Genomic DNA, 23,175 nt, shown 5'->3' with positions numbered 1-23,175 from the left:
TAATATGGGTGTGAAAAAAAAGATAACAAAAGCCTTTCATTCAAATGAGCCATATATTTTTTTGATTATTATTTTACTTGGTGTTCTTGTACAAGTACGATCCGGACAATTTTTTACAGGCAATAATCTGGTGGATCTTTTCAGCGCATTAATTGTGCCGGGATTATTTGCAATCGGAGAGTTTATGAGTTTACTGTCCGGAGGTATTGATGTGTCGTTTCCTGCGCTATCTTCACTTTCAGTATTCGCAACAACAAAGTTGCTGCTTGATAAAGGATATCAGGGAAATGTTCTTCTCGCCTTCGTGATAGCAGTTGCATTTGGTGCAATTCTTGGAGCATTGAACGGTGTGCTGATCGGATATCTGAATCTGAACGCAATGATTGTTACTCTTGGAACATCGAGTATTTTTCAGGGAATAATGCAGGGAACTTTGCGTGCCAACCAATTATCTACGATTCCAAATGGAATGAAAACTTTTGGAACTACGGCTTTTATTTCAGCTACAAACAAAATAAACGGACTGACATCGATTCTTCCTTATACGTTTTTGATATTAATTGTTGTGTGTGCTCTAATATATATTTTACTGCATTATACTATTTTTGGACGTGGAATATATGCGATCGGTGGAAATGCCAATAGTGCTCATGCAGCCGGGTTTAATATATGCCGAACAAAGTTTATCATGTATATCATCATTGGTATGATAGCGTCAACTGCTGGAGTTTGCAGGACATGTATGATGCAACAAATGCATCCTACTAATATGCTTGGAATGGAAATGAATATCATTGCGGGTGTTGTTTTGGGTGGTGTAGCACTGACGGGAGGGTCTGGTTCTCTTCTGGGATGCATACTCGGGACATTTTTAATTGTGATGGTTCAGAATTCTATGATTCTGATAGGAATTCCGACCACATGGAGTGATGTGTTTGTAGGGGCAGTCATTATTGTCGGCGTAATTGTCAGTGCGCTTCAGTCAAATCATACCTTTAGTGTTCGGAGATCAAATAACAAGGAGGCGGTTGCAAAATGAAGAAGATAAAGAAAGTTTTTTCTTCCAATATTGAAGTGTCAAGACTCCTGGTTATTATGTTTTGCTGGCTTGTATTTATGGCCATTATGCAGGGAGGCAAATTCTACTCTGGTAAAAATTTTCTAACAATGGCTGGGCAGTTTCCGGAATATGGATTGATGGTTCTTGGAGGTATGCTTCCTATGATTACAGGCGGCATAGATCTGTCTGTGGTAGGAACAGCGAACTTCACATCGATACTCTGTGTATTCCTTGCAATTCGTACTTTCGGAGCAGACGGAGAAATGAATCCTGCTTTTTTCCTTATGTTTTTTGTTATTGCGCTTCTTGTGGGCTTTGGTGTTGGGTGTTTGAACGGAATTCTGGTATCTAAACTTCGAGTTCCTCCGATTCTTGCGACGCTGGGCGTAAATGAATTATTGCTCGGTTTGAATATTGTCATGACTGGAGGAGCAGCAATATCAGATTTCCCAAAGCAGTTCTGTGATTTCTTTTCTCAGAACATCAGAGGATTCCTTCCTATAAAGGTCATTGTTTTTGTTATTGTAGCGTTTTTTATCTGGTTTTTACTTGAAAAAACTACTTATGGCACAAAAATACGACTTTATGGAACGAATGTACATGTGGCGGTTTTTTCTGGAATTAATACAACTTTACTTATACTCAAAACATACATTTTATCGTCTTTCTGCGCAGCATTAGGTGGTCTAATGATGCTTGCTACATATTCATCTGCACGAGCGGATTATGGTTCTAATTATACCATGCAGACTATTCTGATTATGGTTTTGGGTGGAGTAAGTCCTAATGGAGGAAAAGGTAAAGTATCTGGCGCGGTTACAGCAATAGTTCTTCTTAAGTTTATTGAGTCTGGAATAAACCGGTTTAAGAGTGTATCCACTTATTACGTCACATTGATTTGGGGAGCAGTTTTGATTCTTGCTCTGATAATGGATTATTTAAGTGAAAAACCCATGAAAGCCAGAATGTAATTTGGACTATATAGAAATATATTATAGAGAAGAAAATATTTGTTAAGATTGGACGATTAAAGTCAAACAAATTAGTGGCATACAAGCGTCTTATAAGTTAGACGTAATTTCAGCAGCGTGTGAGGGGCTTAAAGACAATCAGAGATTGCAATTTAAGAAATTACAGCATCTTCATCAAAGATGCTATTGTATTCGGATATTTGGAATATATTGAATATGGTTGTAGATCTGACATGAAAAAATAGCAATAGGCTGTTAATACAACTTAACATTTAGTCAGAGCTTGAAAAAGCAACAACAAGTTCATATCTGTTTTACGAGGAGGCGGTTTTAATGAAAATGGTTAAAGACAAGCAGTTACTTATGGGGGCCGATTTTGCAGGCTTTTATTTAAAAGAAGAAGTAAAAAAGTACCTCGAAAATAAAGGATGGGAGATTAAAGATATTGGGGTTCAGAAGGATTCTGATCCTGATGATACTGAATTGATGTTCCATCGAATCGGACTGCGGGTTGGGTCAATGATTACAGAAAAAGAATATGAAAGAGCCATGATTTTTTGTGGGACTGGAATGGGTATTCACATTGCGGCAAGTAAATGTCCGGGAGTTCATGCAGGTGTTGTAGAATCTGTACCGGCGGCATTCCGTGCGATTACAGGTAATGGTGTTAATGTGCTTGCAATGGGAGCTTTTTATGTAACTCCGGAATTGGGAAAACAGATTGCAGATGCATATCTATATAATGATTTCGGTAGTGGATGGGAATGGTGGCCGGATTTCAAACGTTTTCACCAAATTGCAATTGATGAATTGAATGCCTTTGATTATGAGACATATAAGAAAAATGGATTCAAGGTGAAACATATTGACGATTGCGAGTGCAGACTGTATGACAGACCGGAGAATTTTTCTCCTGTGCCATTAATGGTTGAAAGAGGGAAGAAATAAACTAGATTTTTAAATGCCGACTTTCATTAAAACATTTGACTATAGAAAAGTTATACGTAATCTAACTAACTAAAACTTCCCACACCCAAAAGGTGTGTTGAAAACTCAATAGTGTAGGCAATTAAAAAGGCATAGACGCTGTGCCTTTGGTATAATTGAGTTGACCAGAAACAACCACACAAAGGAGACTCTCTATGCCAATGTCAATTCTACCACAGGATAAAGACGGACAGGAACTTTTTAATGCTATTTCGACAAGAAGGGATAAGGGGGTGCGGACATTTTCTTGGACTGCCTAAGTAGCAATTCCAAGAAAATGTCCGCACCCCCTATCTAGAAGCTACTTTGGGAAAGTCAAAAAAATCTTAGGTTTATTCGATTTGATTATCTCAAAATTAGCCGGGTTCGACAGGTTACTGACGATTAACCGCTTACTTTTGGGAGACAGGCGGTTCCCAGTTCTCCGGTCAGGCGGATCCGACGCACCGGAAAATTCAAACATAATTATTGCCACTCAGAGCATATTTTCCGCAATTGATTGCACTAATCCGGTTAATTTATTGGCAAATATTCTGTGGCCTTCCGGACCAAGATGAACCCCATCTGTGGGATCCGGCGAAACCCAGATAGAAGTATCGGCGAAAAGACAGTCGTAGTTCTTGGCGAGTAGATAATATTGTCTGGCAAGTTCATGGCTTTTCATCGAGGAATTTTCGTCAAACTCGTATAAATATTCTCCTGTTTCACATTTTTCGATATGTGGGGGTGCAAGAAGAAGTATTTTCGTTTGGGGATTGATAGAGGAATGTATCAACTCCTTCAGGCGGAGAATAATGCGTTGCATTCCCCGGGAAATATCCTGTGATGAAGCTGAAAAACGGGGTTTTGTGTCATTGGTCCCAAGCATAAGAATAATAATATCAAGAGGTTGATGAGAACCAAAAATTACATCGAGGTAAGCAAAGCCATTTCTGCCACTTTCCATGGGATCATCAAAAACCGTGGTACGTCCATTGAAACCCTCCTCTGATACCAGGTACTCTGTGCCTAGATTTTGTTGAAGAAGTTCTGTCCATCTGGTCTGCTCATCATAGCGAAGTGAGATACCTTCGCTTCGATATCTTCGTCCATCTGCACCATAAGTATTAGAATCTCCATAACAAAGAATACGTTTCATTATTATCCCCCTCTAACATTTGGTAAATACTAGTACATTGAATGGAAATTAACTGGCTATATTGCTCTTGACATGAGCTTTTTTTGGCATGTGATTTGATGGCAAAGCGGCAGGTATGTATTAATGAGGCTTTGTCATGGTATAAGTCTATCACCACAGATGAAAGCTCAGAACAGATCAGAGTAAAGTTTCTGGCTTTCTCGCTTCAAGTCAGCATCAAGACCGATATTTGAAATTACTTTAGACACAAATATCACCTCCTTGATATGAAGAATATAGCATATTTTCCTTGATTTACCAACATACTATGCGTCTGACAAGCACTATTAAAGGAGATATAAGTGAGACGGTGAGAGTCATGCGGCATATTAAAATCTGGAACAAGAATAATATGTTAATATGCACAAAATACATAGAAAATAATCATATAATTTGTAGAATATAACATTATATCTTGCATTTGAGGATATATGGTGGTAGTGTATGTGTAACGATTAACAAAACCGATTAACAATAACGATTAACAAGGAGGCTAACAGTGAATTCTCGCGAACGTGTATTAATGGCTTTGAATCATGAAGAAACAGATAGAGTTCCGATTGATTTAGGGTCTTCCAGATCTACAGGAATAAATGCAATTGCGTACAACAAATTAAAAAAATATCTGGGAGTGAATAGCAAAACAGTTCTTTTTGATGTGAAGCAGTTGCTGGCCGAGATGGATTTTGAAGTGGCGAAAAAAATTGGAAGTGATGTAGTTATTCTTCCGAGATTGGTTCCCTCTGTAGGAGTTCGAATTGATGAATATACTGATGGCGAACTTCCGGAAAATGGGGGCCCGTGCTTGCAGTCAAAATATTATCATCCAAAGCCTCTGGATAATGGTGGAATGGGAATATATGACAAACACGGCCATTTGATTGCGGTCAGACCTAAGGGCGGAATTTTTTATGACGAAGTATATCACCCATTGGAAAATGCTGAAACAGAAGAAGATGTAGACCGCGGACTGAGCATTGAGGGAGAAGATGGAGATAGCCAATATCTTGGACTTCCGCAGATCAGCGATTATGAAATGCACTATCTTCATGACCGTGCAAAATACATTTATGAAAATACTGATTTTGCTATTTCAGGATTTACTAGCTTTAGTCTTTTCGAGCGAGGCTTTAAAGATTTTGGGTATGAGAATTATCTAATGCTTTTCTATGAGGATCCGGATCTTGCTGAGTATTATCTTGATAAAATGACTGACGCATATATTACATACATGGAACGTTATCTGGATGCAGTGGGGGATTATATTCAGATCGTGCAGAATAATGATGATTTAGGTTCTCAGAAATCTATGCTGATATCTCCGGAAATTTATCGGGAATTTATCAAACCGAGGCATGCAAAAATCAATGCGGCAATAAAAAAGAAATGTCCGAATATGCACATTTCTCTTCATTGCGATGGAAGTATTTATCCGATCATTGGAGACATTATTGAAAGTGGATTTGATATTCTGAATCCTATTCAGAGAGATTGTGACAACATGGATCCCGTCCAGATAAAGAAAGAGTTTGGAGACAGGCTGACCATATGGGGAAGTGCATGCAGCACACAGTCAACCATGACACATGGAAGCATTGAAGATATTGTAAACGAAGCAAAAGAAATGATTCGGATTTTCGCTCCGGGTGGCGGTTTTGTTTTCTCGCAGATTCATAATATTCTTGCGGATATTCCTCCGGAAAAGATTGTCGCGTTGTTTGATACTGCAAAGAAATACGGGGTACCTGAGTGGTTTCATGCGCAGTAAGTGATTAATAATTTTTGAATTGCTTATAGAAATTAAAGATAGAAAGAGCAGAGAAATGAACGAGAAGACAAAAATTGCTGTTATCGGAAGCTATGCTGTGGGAGCAACGATTAGATGCAAACGTTTTCCTACTGCGGGGCAGACGGTACCTGGCTATGGATTTGAAATGATGCACGGAGGCAAGGGGTCCAATCAGGCAGTGGCTGCTCATAGAATGGGAGCTGATGTTCTGTATGCCACGTGTATTGGTGATGACTCCTTTGGCCAGATGTGTCTTGACCTTTATCATAAAGAAGGAATTAAGACAGACTTTATCCGAAAAAGCACAAAAGGAACAGCAACAGGTGCTGGGTTAATCTATGTAAACGAAGACGGAGAAAATGAAATTGTCATTGGACTGGGAGCAAATAATGAATTTACACCGGAAGATATTGATCGTATTTTTCCGGAAATTGAACAATGCAAAGTCCTATTAATGCAGCTTGAAATGCCAGTAGAAACCGTTTTGCATGCGGCAAAGAGATGCAAAAAGGCGGGAATTAGCTTTGTATTGAATCCGGCGCCGTTTCGGGAACTCCCGGAGGAGATTTTCCAATATTGTGACTACATAACTCCTAATCAGACTGAAGCAAGACAAATGATGGGAATATCTCTGTCCGAAAATATATCTGATGAGGAAGTCGGTCAAAGACTGAGAAAACGGGGTATTAAAAATATAGTTATGACGCTTGGTGAACGCGGAACACTTCTTGTTACGGAAAATGGGACTACTGTTGTACCAGGACTATGTGTTTCTGCAGTTGATACTACGGGGGCGGGCGATACCTTTAGCGGGGCGTTTTGCGTAGCTTTAGCAGAGGGCAAACGGCTTGAAGAAGCTGCGAAATTTGGAAATGTTGCTGCCGGCCTTGCGGTAACCAGATATGGTGTGGTTGATTCTATTCCATACAGAGTGGAAGTAGATAATTTCAGGGAGGAGAACAAATGAAATCTGGAGGAATTTTGAACAGAGATCTGATGAGAGCCATTAGCGATATGGGTCATACTCAGATCATGGTAATTGGAGATGCAGGTGTTCCGGTGCCGGATAGTGCGACAAGAATTGATCTGGCGCTTGCCGAGGACATCCCTACAATTCAACAGGTGTTGAAGTACATTATGGAAGAGATGATTTATGAGAAGGTAATTGTAGCAGAAGAACAGAAAAAATATAATCCAAAGCATTTCGAGGCTGTTTGCACATTGTCTAAAAGATGTAAGGTAGAGACTATGCCACATGAGAAGTTATTTTCAACATATCTTCCAAAGGCAAAGTATATCATCAGAACTGGTTCGTTTGAACCGTTTGGAAATGTTGTCCTTCAGTCAGGAATTGATGCGCCAAAATGGTTTGCAAAAGAAGGATGCTTAGTTCCCGGTTATTATGAGGAACGAGTGGAGTACAAGGGATAAAACTTGTTATAGGACAGACCGGTGGAAGGCGGAAAATAACCGGTGGAGAATAGAATAATGATTTACAATATATAAATAGCGGAGGGCTTAATTATGACAAGAAAAGGTATTCTTTCGTTAGCATTATGTGGAATTATGGCAGCGGCACTTGCCGGTTGCGGAACATCAGGATCAGCAACGGATGGAGCAGCTTCTCAGGGTTCATCAGCTGCAGGAGAAGTAGTTGCTTCAGGATCAGGAGATACAAAAACTGGTTCAAAGGATGTGAAGATTTCTGTTGTTATGCACGCTATGAACAGTTCCTTTTATACAACATTGGCAGATGGCGCAAAGCAAGCCGGCAAAGATCTGGGAATAACAGTAGATGTGACTTCACCATCAACTGCAAGTGACTTGGATGCACAGGTCAATTTGATAGAGTCGGCAATTGCTGCAAACTATGATGGAATTGCTACTGTAACCTGGGATCCGACTGGATTTAACTCTGTGATTAAAAAAGCAGAAGATCAGGGCATTCCAGTAGTCGGATTTAATCAGGATGCTGAAGATTGTGGTACAGATGCGTTTATCGGTCAGGATTACGAGGATGCCGGGTATCAGCTCGGCAAGTATATGTTCGGGACTGTGATGAATGGAAAAGGCAAATATATTGTGGCTAGTTGCGGACCGACAGATTCGGCTTTGGAAGCAAGAGAAGCTGGAATTAAAAAGGCTGCAGAAGAATATCCTGATGTAGAATATATTGACACAATTGATATTGGAACAGACCTGGATAATGCTTACAGCGTGATTGAAAGTGCATATTTGGCACATCAGGATGTCAACGCTATTCTTGGTGTAGATGTATTCAGTGAAGCTATTGGAAACTTTATTAATGCATACGGGCTCACTGGAAAGGTTTATGGTGCAGGATTTGATCTTACAGAAGGTACTCTGAAGCATATTAAGAATGGTGATATGCAGCTTACAGTAGGACAGAATCCTTACCTGCAGGGATATTATTCTGTTATGGAATTATACATGAACCTTGCAGATGGTGCAGATTTCATTGACATTAATACTGGAGCGCAGATGGTAACAGCAGATAATGTGGACAATGTACAACCCGAATGATATCTGGTTGATGTTGTTGAAGAGGCTCTTCTGGCGCTGTGAATGCGTCAGAAGAGAATATATAACTGAAGAACAGGGAAAGTGAAGGACATGAAGGAAAAGTTAAAATCATTTCGTGAGCTTGGAGTTATCTGCGTTCTGTTTGCATTAATTATTCTTCTTACAATTGCGAGACCGGTATTCATTTCGCCTACAAACTTTATTAATGTAATTCGACAGACGGTACAAATTGGTATCATGGCAGTTGGTATGACATTTTTAATTATTTCCGGAGAGATGGATCTGTCCGTTGGATCCATTTTTGGTACAACCGGTATGCTGGCTGCAACGTTGTATAAGAGTAATGCAAATCCAACAATGGCCTTTCTGATTGCATTGGTTGCGGGATGTGCGATTGGGTTGTTGAATGGTATTCTTATCACAAAAGCAAAAATTCCGGCTTTCATAGCGACCCTGGGAACTATGAAAATCTTCCGAAGTGTAGCATATGCAATTTCTGGAGGACAGAGTATCAGCGTTTTTCCCGAATCAGTGACTAAAAGTTGGGTTTTCAAAATGGGAGGCTCCGTAGGACCGATTCCGATTCAGATTTTTATTATGGCGGCCATTTTTATTGTTGCAGGAGTCGTTCTGGCAAAAACGGAAGCCGGTTACAATATGTATGCTACAGGAGGAAATCCCAAAGCAGCTAATCTTGTTGGAATCAATACAGATCGTGTAAAAATTCTGGGATTTATTATATCAGGAGCAGTAAGTGCGCTTGCAGCCATGATAAGTATTGCGTATTTGGGTTCTGTTCCGACAACTGCAGGCGAGGGACGTGAAATGGATGTTATCGCGGCGGTTATTCTTGGAGGTGCTTCTTTAAGCGGTGGACGCGGAACAATGCTGGGAACCTTTATCGGGGCAATGATTATCAGTGTTGTAAAGAATGGAATGGTTCTTCTTAGTGTACCAGTGTTCTGGCAGGATGGCTTTATCGGAGTCGTTTTGATTCTTGCAGTATTATTGGATACTTTTATGCATAGAAAAGATTCCAGAGGATAACAGGAGGCTGCTATGGAAGCTTATATTCAGTTTAAGAATATAACCAAAAAATTTGGCGGGACGACTGCATTAAATAAGGTATCCTTTGATATTCGTGAAGGCGAGGTACATTGCCTCTGCGGAGAAAACGGTGCAGGAAAATCTACGCTGATTAATCTGTGTGGAGGAATTTTTCAACCGACCGAAGGGCAGATTTATATTGGAGGAAAACCAGTCGTTATTAAAACGGTGGAACAATCAGAAAAATTGGGCATCTCCATTGTGCATCAGGAAATTCCTCTTTGTTTAAATATGACGATAGCTGAAAATATTTTTCTGAACCGTAAAGAGGCTGTAAAGGGACTATTTTTGGATAAAAAGTATATGAATGCCGAGACAGAAAAACTCCTGAAACGGTTCCAACTTAACTTGAAGCCAACACAACTGGTAGAAGAGCTTAGCATCGCAGAACAGTCTATAATACAGATCGCAAAGGCGGTATATTATAAACCCAAGATACTGATTTTGGACGAACCTACTGCAGCACTTACAGATGACCAGAGAGACGTTATGTATTCAGTCGTAAGAGAACTGGTTAAGAATCAGAAAACAACTGTTCTCTATGTCTCTCACAGGCTTGAGGAGTGTATGGAGCTGGGAGACAGGGCTACGATTCTTCGTGATGGGTGCTTTATCACAACCAGAGATATTAAAGATCTAACCATGGATGATATTGTGACATTGATGGTTGGCAGAAAGATAGATCGTTCAAAGAAGAGACAAAGCTACGTCAGGGACGAAGTGCTAATGGAAGTGAAACATTTCAGTAAGAAGAGACAGTTTAATGATGTCAGTTTTCAACTGAAAAAGGGCGAAATCTTAGGACTTGCCGGATTTGTCGGAGCTGGACGTACGGAGGTTCTCACTTCAATTTTTGGAGCAAACAAACCCGACAGCGGAGAACTCTATATCGAAGGAAAAAAAGTGCTTGTGAAATCACCGGCTGACGCGATCCGGTATCGAATCAGTATGATTCCAGAGAATCGAAGAGATGATGGGTTGATTGCCTCTATGTCGGTACAGCAAAATGCGCAGATGGTTGTTCTTGATAAAATCAAGAAAGGAATGTTCCTGAACAAGAAGAAATCCGATGCTCTGATGGAAAAAATGACCTCAGCTTACAAGATTAAGGCAGGTAATCCATCAAATCCGATTTTTACTCTAAGTGGGGGCAATCAGCAGAAGGTAGTTATTGCAAGATGGATAGCAAACAATCCGTCAATATTGTTATGTGATGAGCCTACACGCGGCATAGATGTTGGGGCAAAGGATGAGATATATGGAATCCTAAGGGAGATCGCCAGAAGAGGGATAGGAATTGTGATTGTATCATCAGAACTTCCGGAACTTATTTCGCTTTGTGACAGAATTCTTGTTATGCATGAAGGAAAAATTACTGGAGAAATAAGCGGAGATGAAGCAACAGAGACCGGTATAATGCGATATGCTGCTGCTTTGAAGGATGATTATCACTTTGCAGAGGTATGATTTTCTCTTGCATGTTTTCGTTGTCAATATTTTATAATGGGGTTAATATTAAAACAAAATCAGCACACAAATTTAATTTGCAACATTGGTGATATTATAGTTAGCAGGTTTGGTTGATGAGTAAAAAGGTAACAATCCGGGATATAGCAAAAGAGAGTGGGGTATCGACGACCACGGTTTCCAGGCTATTGAATCATGTTGAGGGTTATTGCTCAAAGGAAACGGAACAGAGAGTCTGGAATGCTATTGAGAGGCTTAATTATCATCCCAGCAAGATTGCAAGATCACTGGTTACACAGAGGACAAATCTTATAGGAGTGATCTTTCCTGATATATACAATAGCTTTTTTCAAGATTTGTTCCGAGGAGTAGAAGAGTATGCATCTAAACTTGGATATCAGCTGATATTATGTAATACAGATGGAAGTTCCAAAAAAGAAAGGGACTATCTTTTGAATCTTGCTGAAAACCTGACGGATGGAATTATTATCAGTACATCAAATGGTGAAGATGATAATACGACTATTGTAGATCTTCATAAAAGAGGATTCCCGATTGTTACGGTGGAAAGGTATGGTGAGGAGCTCAAAGATGTACCGAGAATTCTTTTCGCAAACCGGGAAGCCGAGGAACAGGTAGTGAATTATCTGTACAGATGTGGACATAGACGTATAGCATATATCAGTGGCCCGCCAACTGCTACGAATGCGATCCGGAGACTGGAAGGATTTAAAAATGGACTGAAACAAAATGGACTGAGTGCAGATAATTCTCTGATCATGACAGGCAATTATAAGATGGAATCTGGACAGGATTGCATGCGGAAGATTCTCGATGCATGTATGCACAAAGGCGGAAAGCCAGATTTTTCTGCGGTTATAGCTGGAAATGACTTAATGGCAATCGGGGCATGCAAGACAATCCTTGAGAGAGGACTGCGGATACCGGATGATATTTCTGTGGTTGGTTGTGATGGAACCATGTTAGCTGATTTGATCCGACCGAAAATAGGAACTATTCGACTGGGCGGAATTGATATGGGGAAAAAGGCTGCAGAATATCTGATTAATGAGATTAGATCGCAGAATACCGAGGAGAAAAAAGTCCTCTTTCAGCCGGAATTGTTACTCGAAGGAAGAATAAAATCAATAGAGACCTGATTTAAGGAATTATTAAAATTCCAAATTTTTAATTGTAAAATCGCATAAATTTCACTTGACAAAATAGTGCAATGTGCCAGTATAAATTGCGTAGACTTCCATTTATGAAGAGGCTTGATAATGATGAAATTTCTGGGACGTATGTTTTCTTTCGTGCTCTCAGGCATCACCGCATGCATGCTGGGATTTGCACTATTTTTTTCACTCATCACGGGGTTCGGAAAGGGACTTTCGGATATGGCGGTAGAGGGAATCATACAGCGCTTTCCGGAGACCTGGTCTTCTGTTGAGATCCGTGTCTTTCTGATTGCGCTGATTCTGCTGTTTGTGGGATTCATTTTCCTGGCATTTGCCTGGATTGATCGTGCGGGTCATAGGAAAAGGCTGCTGATGTTTCTGATTCTCGGCGGTGTATTTCTGGTGATGCAGCTTTTCATCGCGTTCGGACTGCGTACCATTCAGAATACGGATGCCTTTGAGGTTCAGGATCAGGCGCTTGCTATCGCGCGGGGCGTTCACCAGATCGTTGATTATACAAAATCCACGTATTTTGCCAAATATGGAAATAATGATCTTTACCTGATTTTCTGCGTTCAGGTCTTCAGGGTCTGTATGTTGCTGCATATTCATGCGTATCGCACGGTGTTTGCGGTGCTGAATGTGGCTGCCGTCGATCTTGGCATTCTCATGACCTGGCGGACGGTTTTTCTTCTGAGGGGGCCGAAGGCAGCACTGAAGGTATTTGTGCTGAGCGTTTTCAATCCGCTGAATATTCTTCTGATATGCTGGCCCTATACCTGTACGCTCAGCATGCCGCTGATGATGCTGAGCCTGTGGATGGCTGCGGCGTTTCTGAAGGGGAAGGACAGCGGAACACTGCATTTTGTGGAGTTTCTGGTGATCGGACTGACGGCTGTGACCGCATATTATTTTCGTCCGACGGCCGCGTTCCCGGTAATCGCTCTCGTTCTGTGCGGCGTATGCGCAGGCGTGCAGAAGCTTTTAAAAGAAACATCTTCCTTTACACGGGAAAAGAACCGGAAATTGCGGAATCTTGTCAGAAAGGGTATCCCTGCTGTCTGTGTGATTTTTCTGATGGCGGTGACATCTTCTTCGATCCGAAACGCTTCCCTGCGTCTCGATCCGGTGACAGACACACAGTTTCCGACCGTATACTGGCTGATGCTTGGCGCTTCGGAGACCGGACGGGTGAACTCGGAAGATATGAATTTTAACCGGCGCATGTACACCGAGAAGGAGAACAGGGAAGCGGACATTGCAGCAGTCCGGCAGATTCTGAAGGAACGTGGTCTGGCTGGCAATGTGAAGCATTATCTGGAAAAAACAGGACTGACATGGTCGGATGGAACCGCGGAATATCTCAGCCGCAGCATGGGATCAGAGAACAGTATTCCGTGGCTGTATCAGTTCCTGAATGGACCGGGTGCCGGAATTCTTTATCTGTGGTGCCAGGCATATCGTATGGTGATGCTTTTTATGGCTCTTGCCGGGATTCTGGTCTGGCTTTGTTCCGGGAGAAAATCGGGATGTGCCGGCAATTTTATCTTCCAGGTATGCGTCATCACCCTGCTTGGAGGTTTTGTCTTCTATACATTCTGGGAAGGAAAGCCGGTTTACAGCTATCCCTTCCTGCCATATCTGATTCTGGTCAGCCTGCCCGCCTGGGAAAAAGCGTACCGCGTATATGAGGGAAAATATCAGGATGCGCCGTCTTCCGCGAAAACCATACGTCGGCTCGTACTCGTTGTTCTGCTTGCCGTAACCGGGCTCGGGCTGTTTCAGAAATACGTCATCACAGCGGCATCGGGCGTTTTTGATGTACCTTCCATTGTGTGTGACAGTACGGCTCTGGCCGACTGGGTCAGTGTTCCGGAAGGCCAGACGCTGACTCAGAGCTACTATCCTTCGGGAGCATTTAATACCATTCTGATCCGGGCAAGAACGGCAGGCAGAGGAAATACGAAGGACAAGTACCGGATCGTCGTGGTCTCCGGTGATTCCGGAGAAGAGGCAAATTCTGCCGCATATCGCCCGGAGGATGTCATTGCGGACAAAACAGTTCAGGCTGGCAAGATAAAGGATCGAAGAATCATCCTGAATTTCCCGACGGTTTTTCCGGCAAAAAACGAAGCCTTCCGGATCATTGTCACGAATCTTTCCACAGAGGGAAAAGGGCAGGACGGACTGCAGTCTACAGTACGTTTCGGAACCCGGCTTTGTTATGTGATGGATGAGTATAAAGGAAATTGCGTTGTCAAGGGCAGGAGGCATGCCGGTGATCTTCTGATTCGTGTCGGCCGGATAGATGAACCGGTTGTAATGGAACGCGGGTAATCGCATGACGAACCGGTCCGGACGGAATGCGGGAAACCGGACAGACGAACCGATGCGGATGGAACGCGGGTAATCGCATAGCGGACCGATGCGGATGGAACGCGGGTAATCGCATAATGATCTGGTGCAGATGGAATCAGTCCGGACGAACCGGAGCATGGCGGGAAACAGGGGTGATAATCATATCGTCCAGCATTTCTGCGGCGATTTTCTCCGGATCTGAGTCCGGGCAAATCCAGTCCCCGATTGCCTCTCGAGGAAGGATGACAGGCATTCGGTTGTGAATACGCGCGAGTTCCGGGGTCGGCTCTCTTGTGAGAACGGTGAAGACCGGATATGTCAGGCCGCTCGTCTCTTCCATGTGGTACAGCCCGGCAAGGTAGGTCAGATCGGATGCTTCGGGACGTACTGCGTACTTTTCACCGGTTTGTATCCGTCCGCCGGACGTCCGGATATGCTCCCATTCGAAATACCAGGATGCGGGAATGACGCAGCGATGCCGTCTCCAGTCACAGGAAAAGGAGACTTTCTTGTTTGCGGATTCGATTCTGGCGTTCACGACGGGCCCTTTCACACCGGGGATATGATATCCCCATATCATCGGATACACAGCTTTTTCTGCGGAAGCGGAGGGCGCAATTACGGCGGCAATATCGGTCGGACGGATTTCTCCGGATGTTCTGAATTCTCTTCCCAGCCGATCGGTCATTCTGCGCAGAAGCGCCGTGCTGCCCGCTGCCTCCGTGTATTGATTCATTTCTTCAGAAGGTTCGATAAAAAATCGCGTACACATATTCGTTTCAACTTCCCTTATCTTTTCATCAGCTTTAAGCGTCTGGTCGTCTCCTATACAATACCACACAGAGTCAAAACAGATCCCGCAATAATCGAAAATTTGTTCTTTTTCATTGCAGCTGATATAATAATTGAGAATATAACAGAATCGGATTTCGGATTTTGTGATTGAACAAGAATCGTGTTTCGGATTTTGGAATTGTGATAGAAATGGTTTCTGTAATTAGAGATTGTAACAGAAACGGATCCCGGATTTAGAGATTGTAACGGAACGGTTTCTGGATCTTTAAATTGGAAAAAGTATCTGTTTGTTGATTTGGTGAAGAAAATGTCATGGAGAGGTCGGAATTGACTGCCAGTATTGTGGTGGACAACACAGGGAAGGGAAAAAATAAAAGAGAAGACGTATACCGGGATACACCGCTTCCATTTGCGGGCAGCATTTCCGGGCAGTTCCCGCGCAAGGAAAGAGCAGCCAGGTGCAATGCAGAAGCGAAACAGGGTGCAGAAGCAGAAGGAAGCCTTTCAGCAGGCCGGGGTTTTTCGGCGGAAGAAAGTCATTCAGCGGGCCGAGGTTCTTCGGTGGAAGGAAGCCTTTCAGCGCGGCGGGGTTCTTCGGTGGAACAAAGTCATTCAGAGGAACGGAACGGATACTCCTCTGATGTGCCCGGACAGATTCTGGAAATGATCCGTCTGTATGAGTTCGGGGACGGTTCGCCTGAACACCGTGCCAGGATGTTCTGCAGGCAGGGAAAATTCATGGAGAAGTATGAGGATGATTTCCCCTGGAAGGGTGATTTCAGACGTTATTTCACGACCTATCATGATCTGAATATCCGTCAGCTGCGCGGCTACTTTACCTGGAGAACCGTAATACGAAACGGAGAATACCGCCCGATCTCCACGTCGCTTGCCTATATGTACCTATACGAGCTTCTGTGCGGCATCGGCGCGTCATCGGTTGACGATGTGCTTCAGAAGATGGAGACATTTGAGGAAAACTATGTAGATGCCGGCATCAGTGATCCGGGAATGCGGAAAAACATTCGCCGGTGGATGTTTGAATATGCGGTGCTTCATGGACTGCCGGCAGAGAGGGTTCGCTCATACGCAAATCCGGAAGCTTTGGATTTTGATCATTCTCTTGTGATCCTGAAAAACCCGGAGAATCATTCGGATGAGGAGATTTTTCATGCGATGAGCCGCTTCACAGGACAAACGATTGAAAAATCCGCCGTTCTTACCCGAAACAGAAGGAAGGGTAGTCAACTTCTCGCCGGAATCTGGAGATATCTCTCTGAACATTTTGAGGATAACGGGAGGGATATTTTTACGGTGTGTTTCGGCACAAGGAAATGTTATCCGTGGCATCCGCTCTCAAATGCAGTATACTGGGAGAAAAGGGAACTTCCGGACATGGATTTCGAGATGGATGAATGCAGAACATTTCATCTGCGGGACGGGAAGTGGCAGGAGGAGCGGTACGGCGGTCTTGGATTGCATCTGGACTGGTTCCGTTCCCTGCTTCGCGCCTCGGACAGGATTTTACGCAGAGAGCTGAGAACGGGACATTATCTTCGGGAAAGAAAGGACGAGCAATGGGCGGTTCCTTACATTGAAGCTGCGCTTCGGGAGATGGAGGCGGAAGAGCAAAGAGCAGCGATGCCCGTGATTGAAATAGATTATGCGGGTCTGAAGCAGATCCGGGAGGATGCCGCGATCACGCGGGACAGCCTTCTGACCGATGAAGAGATAGAGGAAAGCCGGGAGCCGGAGAGCACGGGCGGACAGAAGATGGATTCCGCTGTGAAGATGGATCTGTCGTCGGCTGAGGCAGATACAGAGGTAGTTGTGAACAAGATCCGACCATCGTTGTATATGGCAGACATAGAGCCTGCCGTCAAGAAAATGCGGCCATCGTCGAGTGATGTGGATACAGAGGCCGTCGTGAAGAAGGATCGGCCGTCGTCGGGTGAAGCGGATGGAGATGCGGGAGTAAAACCGAAAACCGGTGCGGACAGCCTGTACCGCCGGATTTTGCTCATGCTTCTGGACGGGAAGCCCGTGAACGATGTGGTAAGAGAAAATCATCTGATGCCTGCTGTTATCGCGGATGCGATCAACGAGGCGTTTTTCGATGAAATCGGCGATAGTGTCGTCGAATGCGACGGGGATGAGATCTGCGTCGTTGAGGATTACAGAGAGGATATGATTCAAGCGTTGGGAGAGATCAGCTTATGAGTGATGAGCACAGAAAAGTACCGAAGAGAATCGCGCAGACGGTTCTGAATTCGCTGAAGGGCGGCGTAGTTCCGAGGATCGGACTGCCCTATATCGCAGTCGGCAGAAAGAACGAGATCGAGGCGCTTTTACATGATGTAGACATTATCTCAGAGGGAGGCGCATCCTTCCGGTTCATTGTCGGAAGGTACGGATCAGGCAAGAGCTTTCTGATCCAGACGATCCGGAATTATGTGATGGACCGCGGTTTTATTGTGGCGGATGCGGATCTTTCGCCGGAACGCCGTCTTCAGGGAACGCGTGGACAGGGCCTCGCGACGTATCGGGAACTGATTGGAAATCTCTCCACAAAGACAAAGCCGGAGGGAGGGGCACTTACACTGGTTCTGGATCGGTGGATCAGTGCGGTGCAGGCGGATGCATCAGGGGAGACGGGACGGATGCCGGGCGATCCTCTGCTCACGGAGGCGGTAGACCGGAAAATCGTCGCTGTCACCTCGCAGATCAGCGAGCTGGTGCACGGATTTGAGTTCGCTTCTCTTCTGTCGCGCTATTACCATGCTTACATTGATGGAGATGACGAGACAAAGGGAAAGGTTGTCCGCTGGTTTCGGGGCGAATACGCGCTGAAACGCGAGGCGAAAGAGGAGCTCGGCGTAAATATCATTATCACGGACGATGACTGGTACGATTATCTGAAGCTGTTTGCTGTTTTTTTTCGCCTGGCGGGCTACTCGGGGATGATGATCATGATCGATGAGCTGGTGAATCTGTATAAGATCCCGAATGCCATCACCCGGCAGTACAACTATGAGAAGATGCTCACCATGTATAATGACACCCTGCAGGGGAAGGCAAAATACCTTGGCATCATCATGGGAGCGACACCGCAGGCGGTGGAAGACAGGCGCCGCGGGGTGTACAGCTACGAGGCGCTTCGATCCAGACTTGCGGAGGGGAAATTTTCGAGGCCGGGGGCGAGAGATCTCCTCGCGCCGGTCATCCGGCTTGATCCTCTGACTCCGGAGGAAATGCTGGTCCTGTGTGAAAAATTGTCTGACATGCATGCCGGATTGTATCAGTACGAGAGAAGAGTTACGACGGAAGAGCTTGGCGATTTCATCAAGCTTGAGTATGGACGGATCGGAGCGGATCAGAACATCACGCCCAGAGAAGTGATCCGTGATTTTATCGAGCTGCTTGATCTGCTGTATCAGAATCCGTCCCTCGACATGGAGAAGATGCTTGCATCGGACGCATTTACGTACACGAAGTCGGAAGCTGTATCGGATCAGACAGACAGCAGCTACGCGACCTTTACGATCTGAAAGAGAGCAGGGAATGAATGTATTCGCAAGGTATGCACCATTTATACAGGATTATATTTACCGCTCCGGCTGGCAGACGCTTCGGGGTGTTCAGAATGCAGCGGGAGAAGCAATCTTCGGCTCTGACCAGAATGTTCTTCTGACTGCGCCGACTGCCTCGGGCAAAACCGAAGCGGCTTTTTTTCCCATCCTGTCTCTATTGGATGAGGAACCATCCCGAAGTGTCGGTGTTCTGTATATTGCACCACTGAAGGCATTGATCAACGATCAGTTCGGGAGGCTGAATGAACTGTGCGAAGAAGCCGGGATCGCTGTCACCCGCTGGCACGGAGACGCGGCACAGTCGGGGAAGCGAAGGCTTCTGAAGAAGCCATCAGGTATTCTGCAGATCACACCCGAATCTCTGGAGTCTCTGATGATCAATAAACATATGGAGATTCCTTCCCTGTTCGGAGATCTGCGATTCATCGTGATTGATGAGATTCATTCGCTTCTGCGGGCGGACCGGGGACTGCAGACCTTCTGCCTGATCGAACGGCTCTGCAGACTGGCAGGCTGCAATCCGAGGAGAATCGGGCTGTCCGCCACTATCGGGAATCCGGAGGAAGCGGGGAAATTCCTGTCTGCCGGCAGCGGAAGAGGCTGCATCATTCCGGAATTCGAGGGCGCGAAAGAGGTCTGGCATCTCTCGATGGAGCATTTTTTTAACACCGCTCCGCAGGCGGATGAGGGGAAAACGATTCCGGAGAAGCTACCGGCTGCCGGAATAACAGCCGGTGCCGGACCGAAGGCTTCGACAATGGAAGAGGCAGCCGGTGCCGGGCCGAAAGCTCCGGCTATGGAAGAGGCAGCTGATGCCGCGCCGAATGGCGCTGTAATGGAAGAAGCAACCGATACCGCGCCGAAGGCGGCTGATCCCGGAATCGGGTATATTTTTGAACACACCCGGGGAAAGAAATGCCTGATTTTCACAAATTCACGTGAGGAATGCGAGGCGGTCTGTCAGCATCTGAGGCAGTACTGCGAGGCGGTGCACGAGCCTGACCGTTTTCTGATTCATCACGGAAACCTGTCGGCATCCTATCGGGAGAGTGCGGAAGAAGAGATGAAGGAGGAGGATTCCCTGATGTCGGTGTGTGCCACGGCAACACTCGAGCTCGGCATCGATATTGGAAAACTGGAGCGCGCCTTTCAGATCGATGCGCCGTTTACGGTGTCCGGTTTCCTCCAGAGAATGGGAAGGACAGGCAGAAGGGGCAATCCTTCAGAGATGTGGTTCGTGATGCGTGAGGATCACCCGGAACCCAGAGCGATGCTGCCGGAGATGATCCCGTGGTATCTGATACAGGGGATTGCCCTGGTTCAGCTGTATCTTGAGGAACGCTTTGTCGAGCCGCCCCGCACCGGCCGGCTCCCGTTCAGCCTGCTGTACCATCAGACCATGAGCACGCTTGCGTCCTGCGGAGAGATGACGCCTGGAGAGCTGGCATCGCGTGTGCTGACGCTCTCGGCCTTTCATCGGATCACGGCTGACGATTACCGTGTGCTTCTGCGGCATCTGCTGGAGATCGACCACATCAACCGGACCGAAAACGGAGGGCTGATTGTGGGAATAACGGGCGAGCGGATTGTCAACAACTACAAATTTTACGCCGTCTTTCAGGAAAACATCGAATACACCGTGCGCTCCGGATCCGAGCAGATCGGAACCATCGTGAAACCACCGCCTGCAGGGGACAAAATTGCCATCGCCGGCCGCGTCTGGGTGGTGGAGGAAGTGGATCATAAGCGCAGAGAGGTGTACTGTACGCTCGTCAAGGGAAATATCCCCGCCTATTTCGGTGATGTGGCCGGAGATATACACACCCGCATTCTGGAACGGATGTACGGGGTGCTCTGTGAGGAAAAATCATATCCGTATCTCATGCGTCACGCCGTGGGAAGACTTTTCGATGCGAGAGAGACATTCCGGAAATCCGGAATGAAGGAGCATCCGCTTGTACATCTCGGAGGAAACATGTGGGCGCTTTTTCCCTGGCTCGGAAGCTACGCGTTTCTTGCGCTGGAGCGTTTCCTGAAAATCCGGTGCGCAGGGCGGCTGGGTCTGAAAGGGCTGAATGCGTCCAGACCGTATTACATGCAGTTTACCATGAAAACGGACGAGACGGAGTTTTACCGGATCGTATCTGAGGAGGCCGGGAAAGATATCGACCCGCTAGAGCTGGTATATCCGAAGGAGGTTCCGGTTTTTGAAAAATATGACGAATACGTTCCGGAAGAACTGGTCCGGAAGGGATTTGCGTATGGAGTGCTCGATATCGAAGGAATGCGGGATCGTGTGCTCTCCTGGAGCAGGGAGGTGTAGAAAAAATGTTTGGTCTTTTGCTGCTGATATTGATCGTGATCGGACTTTTTAAGCTGACAGGCATTATCTTGCATGCTGTCGGGAAGATCCTTGGCGGAGTTCTGGGCATTTTCGGCTGGCTGGTTCTGGCGGGACTTGCGGCAACAGTATTCGGATTTGGGCTGTTTATGTTCGCGATTATCCTGATTGTCGGGGCGATCGCATTGATTATCAGTGTGATGACATAAAGAAGATGAGAGGTTAATTGAATTGCTTTGAGAAAGCATACCCAAAACCTATACGGTAAACGGCCATACGATAAGTCGTGCCACATTCTGTATAGAGGCAGGAGGACAAAAATGACAGGATTTGATGTGATTGACGGGGTGTGGAGGAATCATGAGAGGTGAAGGCAGATCAGCGCTGAGCGGTGAGAAGAAGGATATGGGCTTCTTTCTGCACAGCAGAGAGTTTTACAAATCTTTTTTTGTCATGATGGCGCTTCTCGTCTTCCAGAATATCATTACCTATTCGGTAAATGTGGCTGACAACATCATGCTTGGCGGTTACAGTCAGACAGCGCTGTCCGCCGCAGCTGCCTGCAATCAGATTCAGTACATTCTGCAGCAGTTTACGGTCATGGGACTCGGCGAGGGAATTGTCATTCTTTCCAGCCAGTACTGGGGAAAAAAAGACACGGAGATGATTCAGAGAATCTCCGGCACGGCGATGCTGTGCGGGATACTTGCGGGAGCGGCTCTGACGGCAGCTGCGTTCGTCGCGCCGGACCGTATGGTTGGTATCTTTACCGATGATCCGGATATCATCCGGATGGGAGTCTCTTATCTGTCGATCATCCGGTACACGTATCTGATCTTTATCGTGACGAATCTGATCCTGTCAACGCTGCGCAGCGTTCAGGTTGTACGGATTGCGTTTCTGCTTTCCTGCCTGGAGCTTGTGATCAATGCGGGAATCAATTACTGCCTGATTTATGGAAAATTCGGTTTCCCGGAGATGGGAATTCATGGCGCGGCGATCGGTACGCTGATTGCGAATCTGACGGGGCTTGTGGTGCTTGTGTTCTATTGCCGGTTCAGCCGGAACGTCCCGCTTCGTCTGGATCTCCGGAAGATGATGCGGGTGAACGGAGATATCCTGAAGAATTATCTGAAGGTGGCGCTTCCGTGTGTGGTTTCCGCCATTGTGTTTGCCAGTGCGGTGGCGATTCAGACCGTGATCTTCGGTCATCTCTCCAGTGATGCGCTGGCAGCCTCCGGAGTCGCCGGAACCTTTTTTCAGTATGTCAAGATGATACCGGTCGGCGCCTCGTCTGCCGCCGGCGTGCATGTGGGCAAAACCGTTGGGAGCGGGAAAATCAGGAAGCTCAGACAGATGGTGCATTCGCTCCAGGCGATTTTCCTGGTGGTCGGCTGCACATCGTGTGTGATTCTTCTGGCACTCCGGTACCCGGTGCTGTCTCTGTATAAGCTGACCGATACGGCATATTCCTATGCGCTGACGCAGATGACTATACAGGCCTTTATTGCAATCGGCATGTCTTTCCAGATGCCGGAGCAGATGGGAATCATCCGCGCCGGCGGGGATACCCGTTATTCTATGATCAGCGATATTGTATACAGCTGGATTGTCGTGATTCCGATGGGCCTGGTCGGCTGTTTCGTGCTCGGCTGGCCGTTCTGGGCGATGGTGCTCTGGCTGAACATGGATCAGATCCTGAAATGCTTTACCGTGACGCACAAGGTATCAACCTATTCGTGGATCCGGAATCTTGCGGGCGCGGAAACGGCGAAAGACGCAAACGGACTTTGATTTACGCGAACAGTGAG

At 45.7% G+C, this 23,175-nt stretch carries 18 protein-coding genes; 16 read left to right on the top strand and 2 right to left on the bottom strand.

Features of this window, described 5'->3' with window-relative positions; genetic code table 11:
- Window positions 1-4: 4 nt before the first annotated feature.
- The 3 genes from ACTQZS_RS04215 (at window position 5) to ACTQZS_RS04205 (ending at window position 2,979) form a co-directional block, all read left to right on the top strand.
- A complete protein-coding gene (locus tag ACTQZS_RS04215; protein ID WP_441474733.1) occupies window positions 5-1,039 on the top strand; it encodes an ABC transporter permease in 1,035 nt (344 codons plus the stop codon).
- Window positions 1,036-2,031 (top strand): ABC transporter permease, encoded by a 996-nt coding sequence (locus ACTQZS_RS04210; RefSeq protein WP_441474732.1) that lies wholly within the window; start codon window positions 1,036-1,038, stop codon window positions 2,029-2,031. Before ACTQZS_RS04215 ends, ACTQZS_RS04210 begins: the two co-directional genes overlap by 4 nt.
- Window positions 2,032-2,364: 333 nt before the next feature.
- Window positions 2,365-2,979 carry an RpiB/LacA/LacB family sugar-phosphate isomerase gene (locus ACTQZS_RS04205; protein WP_441474731.1) on the top strand — a complete coding sequence of 205 codons (615 nt, stop codon included), beginning with the start codon at window positions 2,365-2,367 and terminating at the stop codon, window positions 2,977-2,979.
- A gap of 514 nt (window positions 2,980-3,493) precedes the next feature.
- Here the strand turns inward: ACTQZS_RS04205 and ACTQZS_RS04200 are convergent.
- Window positions 3,494-4,156 (bottom strand): GDSL-type esterase/lipase family protein, encoded by a 663-nt coding sequence (locus tag ACTQZS_RS04200; RefSeq protein ID WP_441474730.1) that lies wholly within the window; start codon window positions 4,154-4,156, stop codon window positions 3,494-3,496.
- Between the two features lie 538 nt (window positions 4,157-4,694).
- Here ACTQZS_RS04200 and ACTQZS_RS04195 point away from each other — a divergent pair.
- The 8 genes from ACTQZS_RS04195 to ACTQZS_RS04160 all read left to right on the top strand — a co-directional run bounded on the left by ACTQZS_RS04195 (window position 4,695) and on the right by ACTQZS_RS04160 (window position 14,617).
- Entirely contained in the window at window positions 4,695-5,963 is a 1,269-nt protein-coding gene (locus ACTQZS_RS04195; RefSeq protein WP_441474729.1) for a uroporphyrinogen decarboxylase family protein, read from the top strand.
- 55 nt (window positions 5,964-6,018) lie between these two features.
- Window positions 6,019-6,951: a ribokinase gene (rbsK, locus tag ACTQZS_RS04190; protein WP_441474728.1), complete on the top strand. Its 933-nt coding sequence runs from the start codon at window positions 6,019-6,021 to the stop codon at window positions 6,949-6,951.
- Entirely contained in the window at window positions 6,948-7,415 is a 468-nt protein-coding gene (gene rbsD, locus ACTQZS_RS04185; protein WP_441474727.1) for a D-ribose pyranase, read from the top strand. The genes rbsK and rbsD overlap by 4 nt, the downstream gene beginning before the upstream one ends.
- A 93-nt stretch (window positions 7,416-7,508) precedes the next feature.
- Window positions 7,509-8,528: a substrate-binding domain-containing protein gene (locus ACTQZS_RS04180; RefSeq protein ID WP_441474726.1), complete on the top strand. Its 1,020-nt coding sequence runs from the start codon at window positions 7,509-7,511 to the stop codon at window positions 8,526-8,528.
- A 90-nt stretch (window positions 8,529-8,618) separates the two neighbouring features.
- Window positions 8,619-9,575 carry an ABC transporter permease gene (locus tag ACTQZS_RS04175; RefSeq protein ID WP_441474725.1) on the top strand — a complete coding sequence of 319 codons (957 nt, stop codon included), beginning with the start codon at window positions 8,619-8,621 and terminating at the stop codon, window positions 9,573-9,575.
- Window positions 9,576-9,587: 12 nt separating this feature from the next.
- On the top strand, window positions 9,588-11,102 hold the full coding sequence (locus ACTQZS_RS04170; RefSeq protein WP_441474724.1) for a sugar ABC transporter ATP-binding protein: 1,515 nt from the start codon (window positions 9,588-9,590) through the stop codon (window positions 11,100-11,102).
- Between the two features lie 116 nt (window positions 11,103-11,218).
- Window positions 11,219-12,262 (top strand): LacI family DNA-binding transcriptional regulator, encoded by a 1,044-nt coding sequence (locus tag ACTQZS_RS04165; RefSeq protein WP_441474723.1) that lies wholly within the window; start codon window positions 11,219-11,221, stop codon window positions 12,260-12,262.
- Window positions 12,263-12,382: 120 nt separating this feature from the next.
- Entirely contained in the window at window positions 12,383-14,617 is a 2,235-nt protein-coding gene (locus ACTQZS_RS04160) for a hypothetical protein (protein ID WP_441474722.1), read from the top strand.
- Window positions 14,618-14,753: 136 nt separating this feature from the next.
- Here the strand turns inward: ACTQZS_RS04160 and ACTQZS_RS04155 are convergent, their stop codons facing one another.
- Complete coding sequence (locus ACTQZS_RS04155; RefSeq protein ID WP_441474721.1) at window positions 14,754-15,410, bottom strand: SOS response-associated peptidase; 657 nt, start codon at window positions 15,408-15,410, stop codon at window positions 14,754-14,756.
- Between the two features lie 350 nt (window positions 15,411-15,760).
- Here ACTQZS_RS04155 and ACTQZS_RS04150 point away from each other — a divergent pair, with 350 nt between their 5' ends.
- The 5 genes from ACTQZS_RS04150 to ACTQZS_RS04130 all read left to right on the top strand — a co-directional run bounded on the left by ACTQZS_RS04150 (window position 15,761) and on the right by ACTQZS_RS04130 (window position 23,158).
- Window positions 15,761-17,653 (top strand): TerB N-terminal domain-containing protein, encoded by a 1,893-nt coding sequence (locus ACTQZS_RS04150; protein WP_441474720.1) that lies wholly within the window; start codon window positions 15,761-15,763, stop codon window positions 17,651-17,653.
- Complete coding sequence (locus ACTQZS_RS04145) at window positions 17,650-18,981, top strand: ATP-binding protein (RefSeq protein ID WP_441474719.1); 1,332 nt, start codon at window positions 17,650-17,652, stop codon at window positions 18,979-18,981. The genes ACTQZS_RS04150 and ACTQZS_RS04145 overlap by 4 nt, the downstream gene beginning before the upstream one ends.
- 13 nt (window positions 18,982-18,994) lie before the next feature.
- Complete coding sequence (locus ACTQZS_RS04140) at window positions 18,995-21,346, top strand: DEAD/DEAH box helicase (RefSeq protein ID WP_441474718.1); 2,352 nt, start codon at window positions 18,995-18,997, stop codon at window positions 21,344-21,346.
- A 5-nt stretch (window positions 21,347-21,351) separates the two neighbouring features.
- Window positions 21,352-21,573, top strand: coding sequence for a hypothetical protein (locus ACTQZS_RS04135; RefSeq protein ID WP_441100967.1), 222 nt, complete (start codon window positions 21,352-21,354; stop codon window positions 21,571-21,573).
- 151 nt (window positions 21,574-21,724) lie between these two features.
- The gene (locus tag ACTQZS_RS04130; RefSeq protein ID WP_441474717.1) at window positions 21,725-23,158 is read left to right on the top strand and encodes an MATE family efflux transporter; all 1,434 of its coding nucleotides are present in this window, start codon (window positions 21,725-21,727) and stop codon (window positions 23,156-23,158) included.
- The last annotated feature ends 17 nt before the right edge of the window (window positions 23,159-23,175 follow it).

It is taken from the genome of Bilifractor sp. LCP19S3_H10, assembly GCF_052119185.1.
In the GTDB taxonomy this organism is placed as follows: domain Bacteria; phylum Bacillota; class Clostridia; order Lachnospirales; family Lachnospiraceae; genus Bilifractor.
Note: the sequence above shows the minus strand (reverse complement) of the source record. Positions and strands in the feature narration are given on the sequence as shown.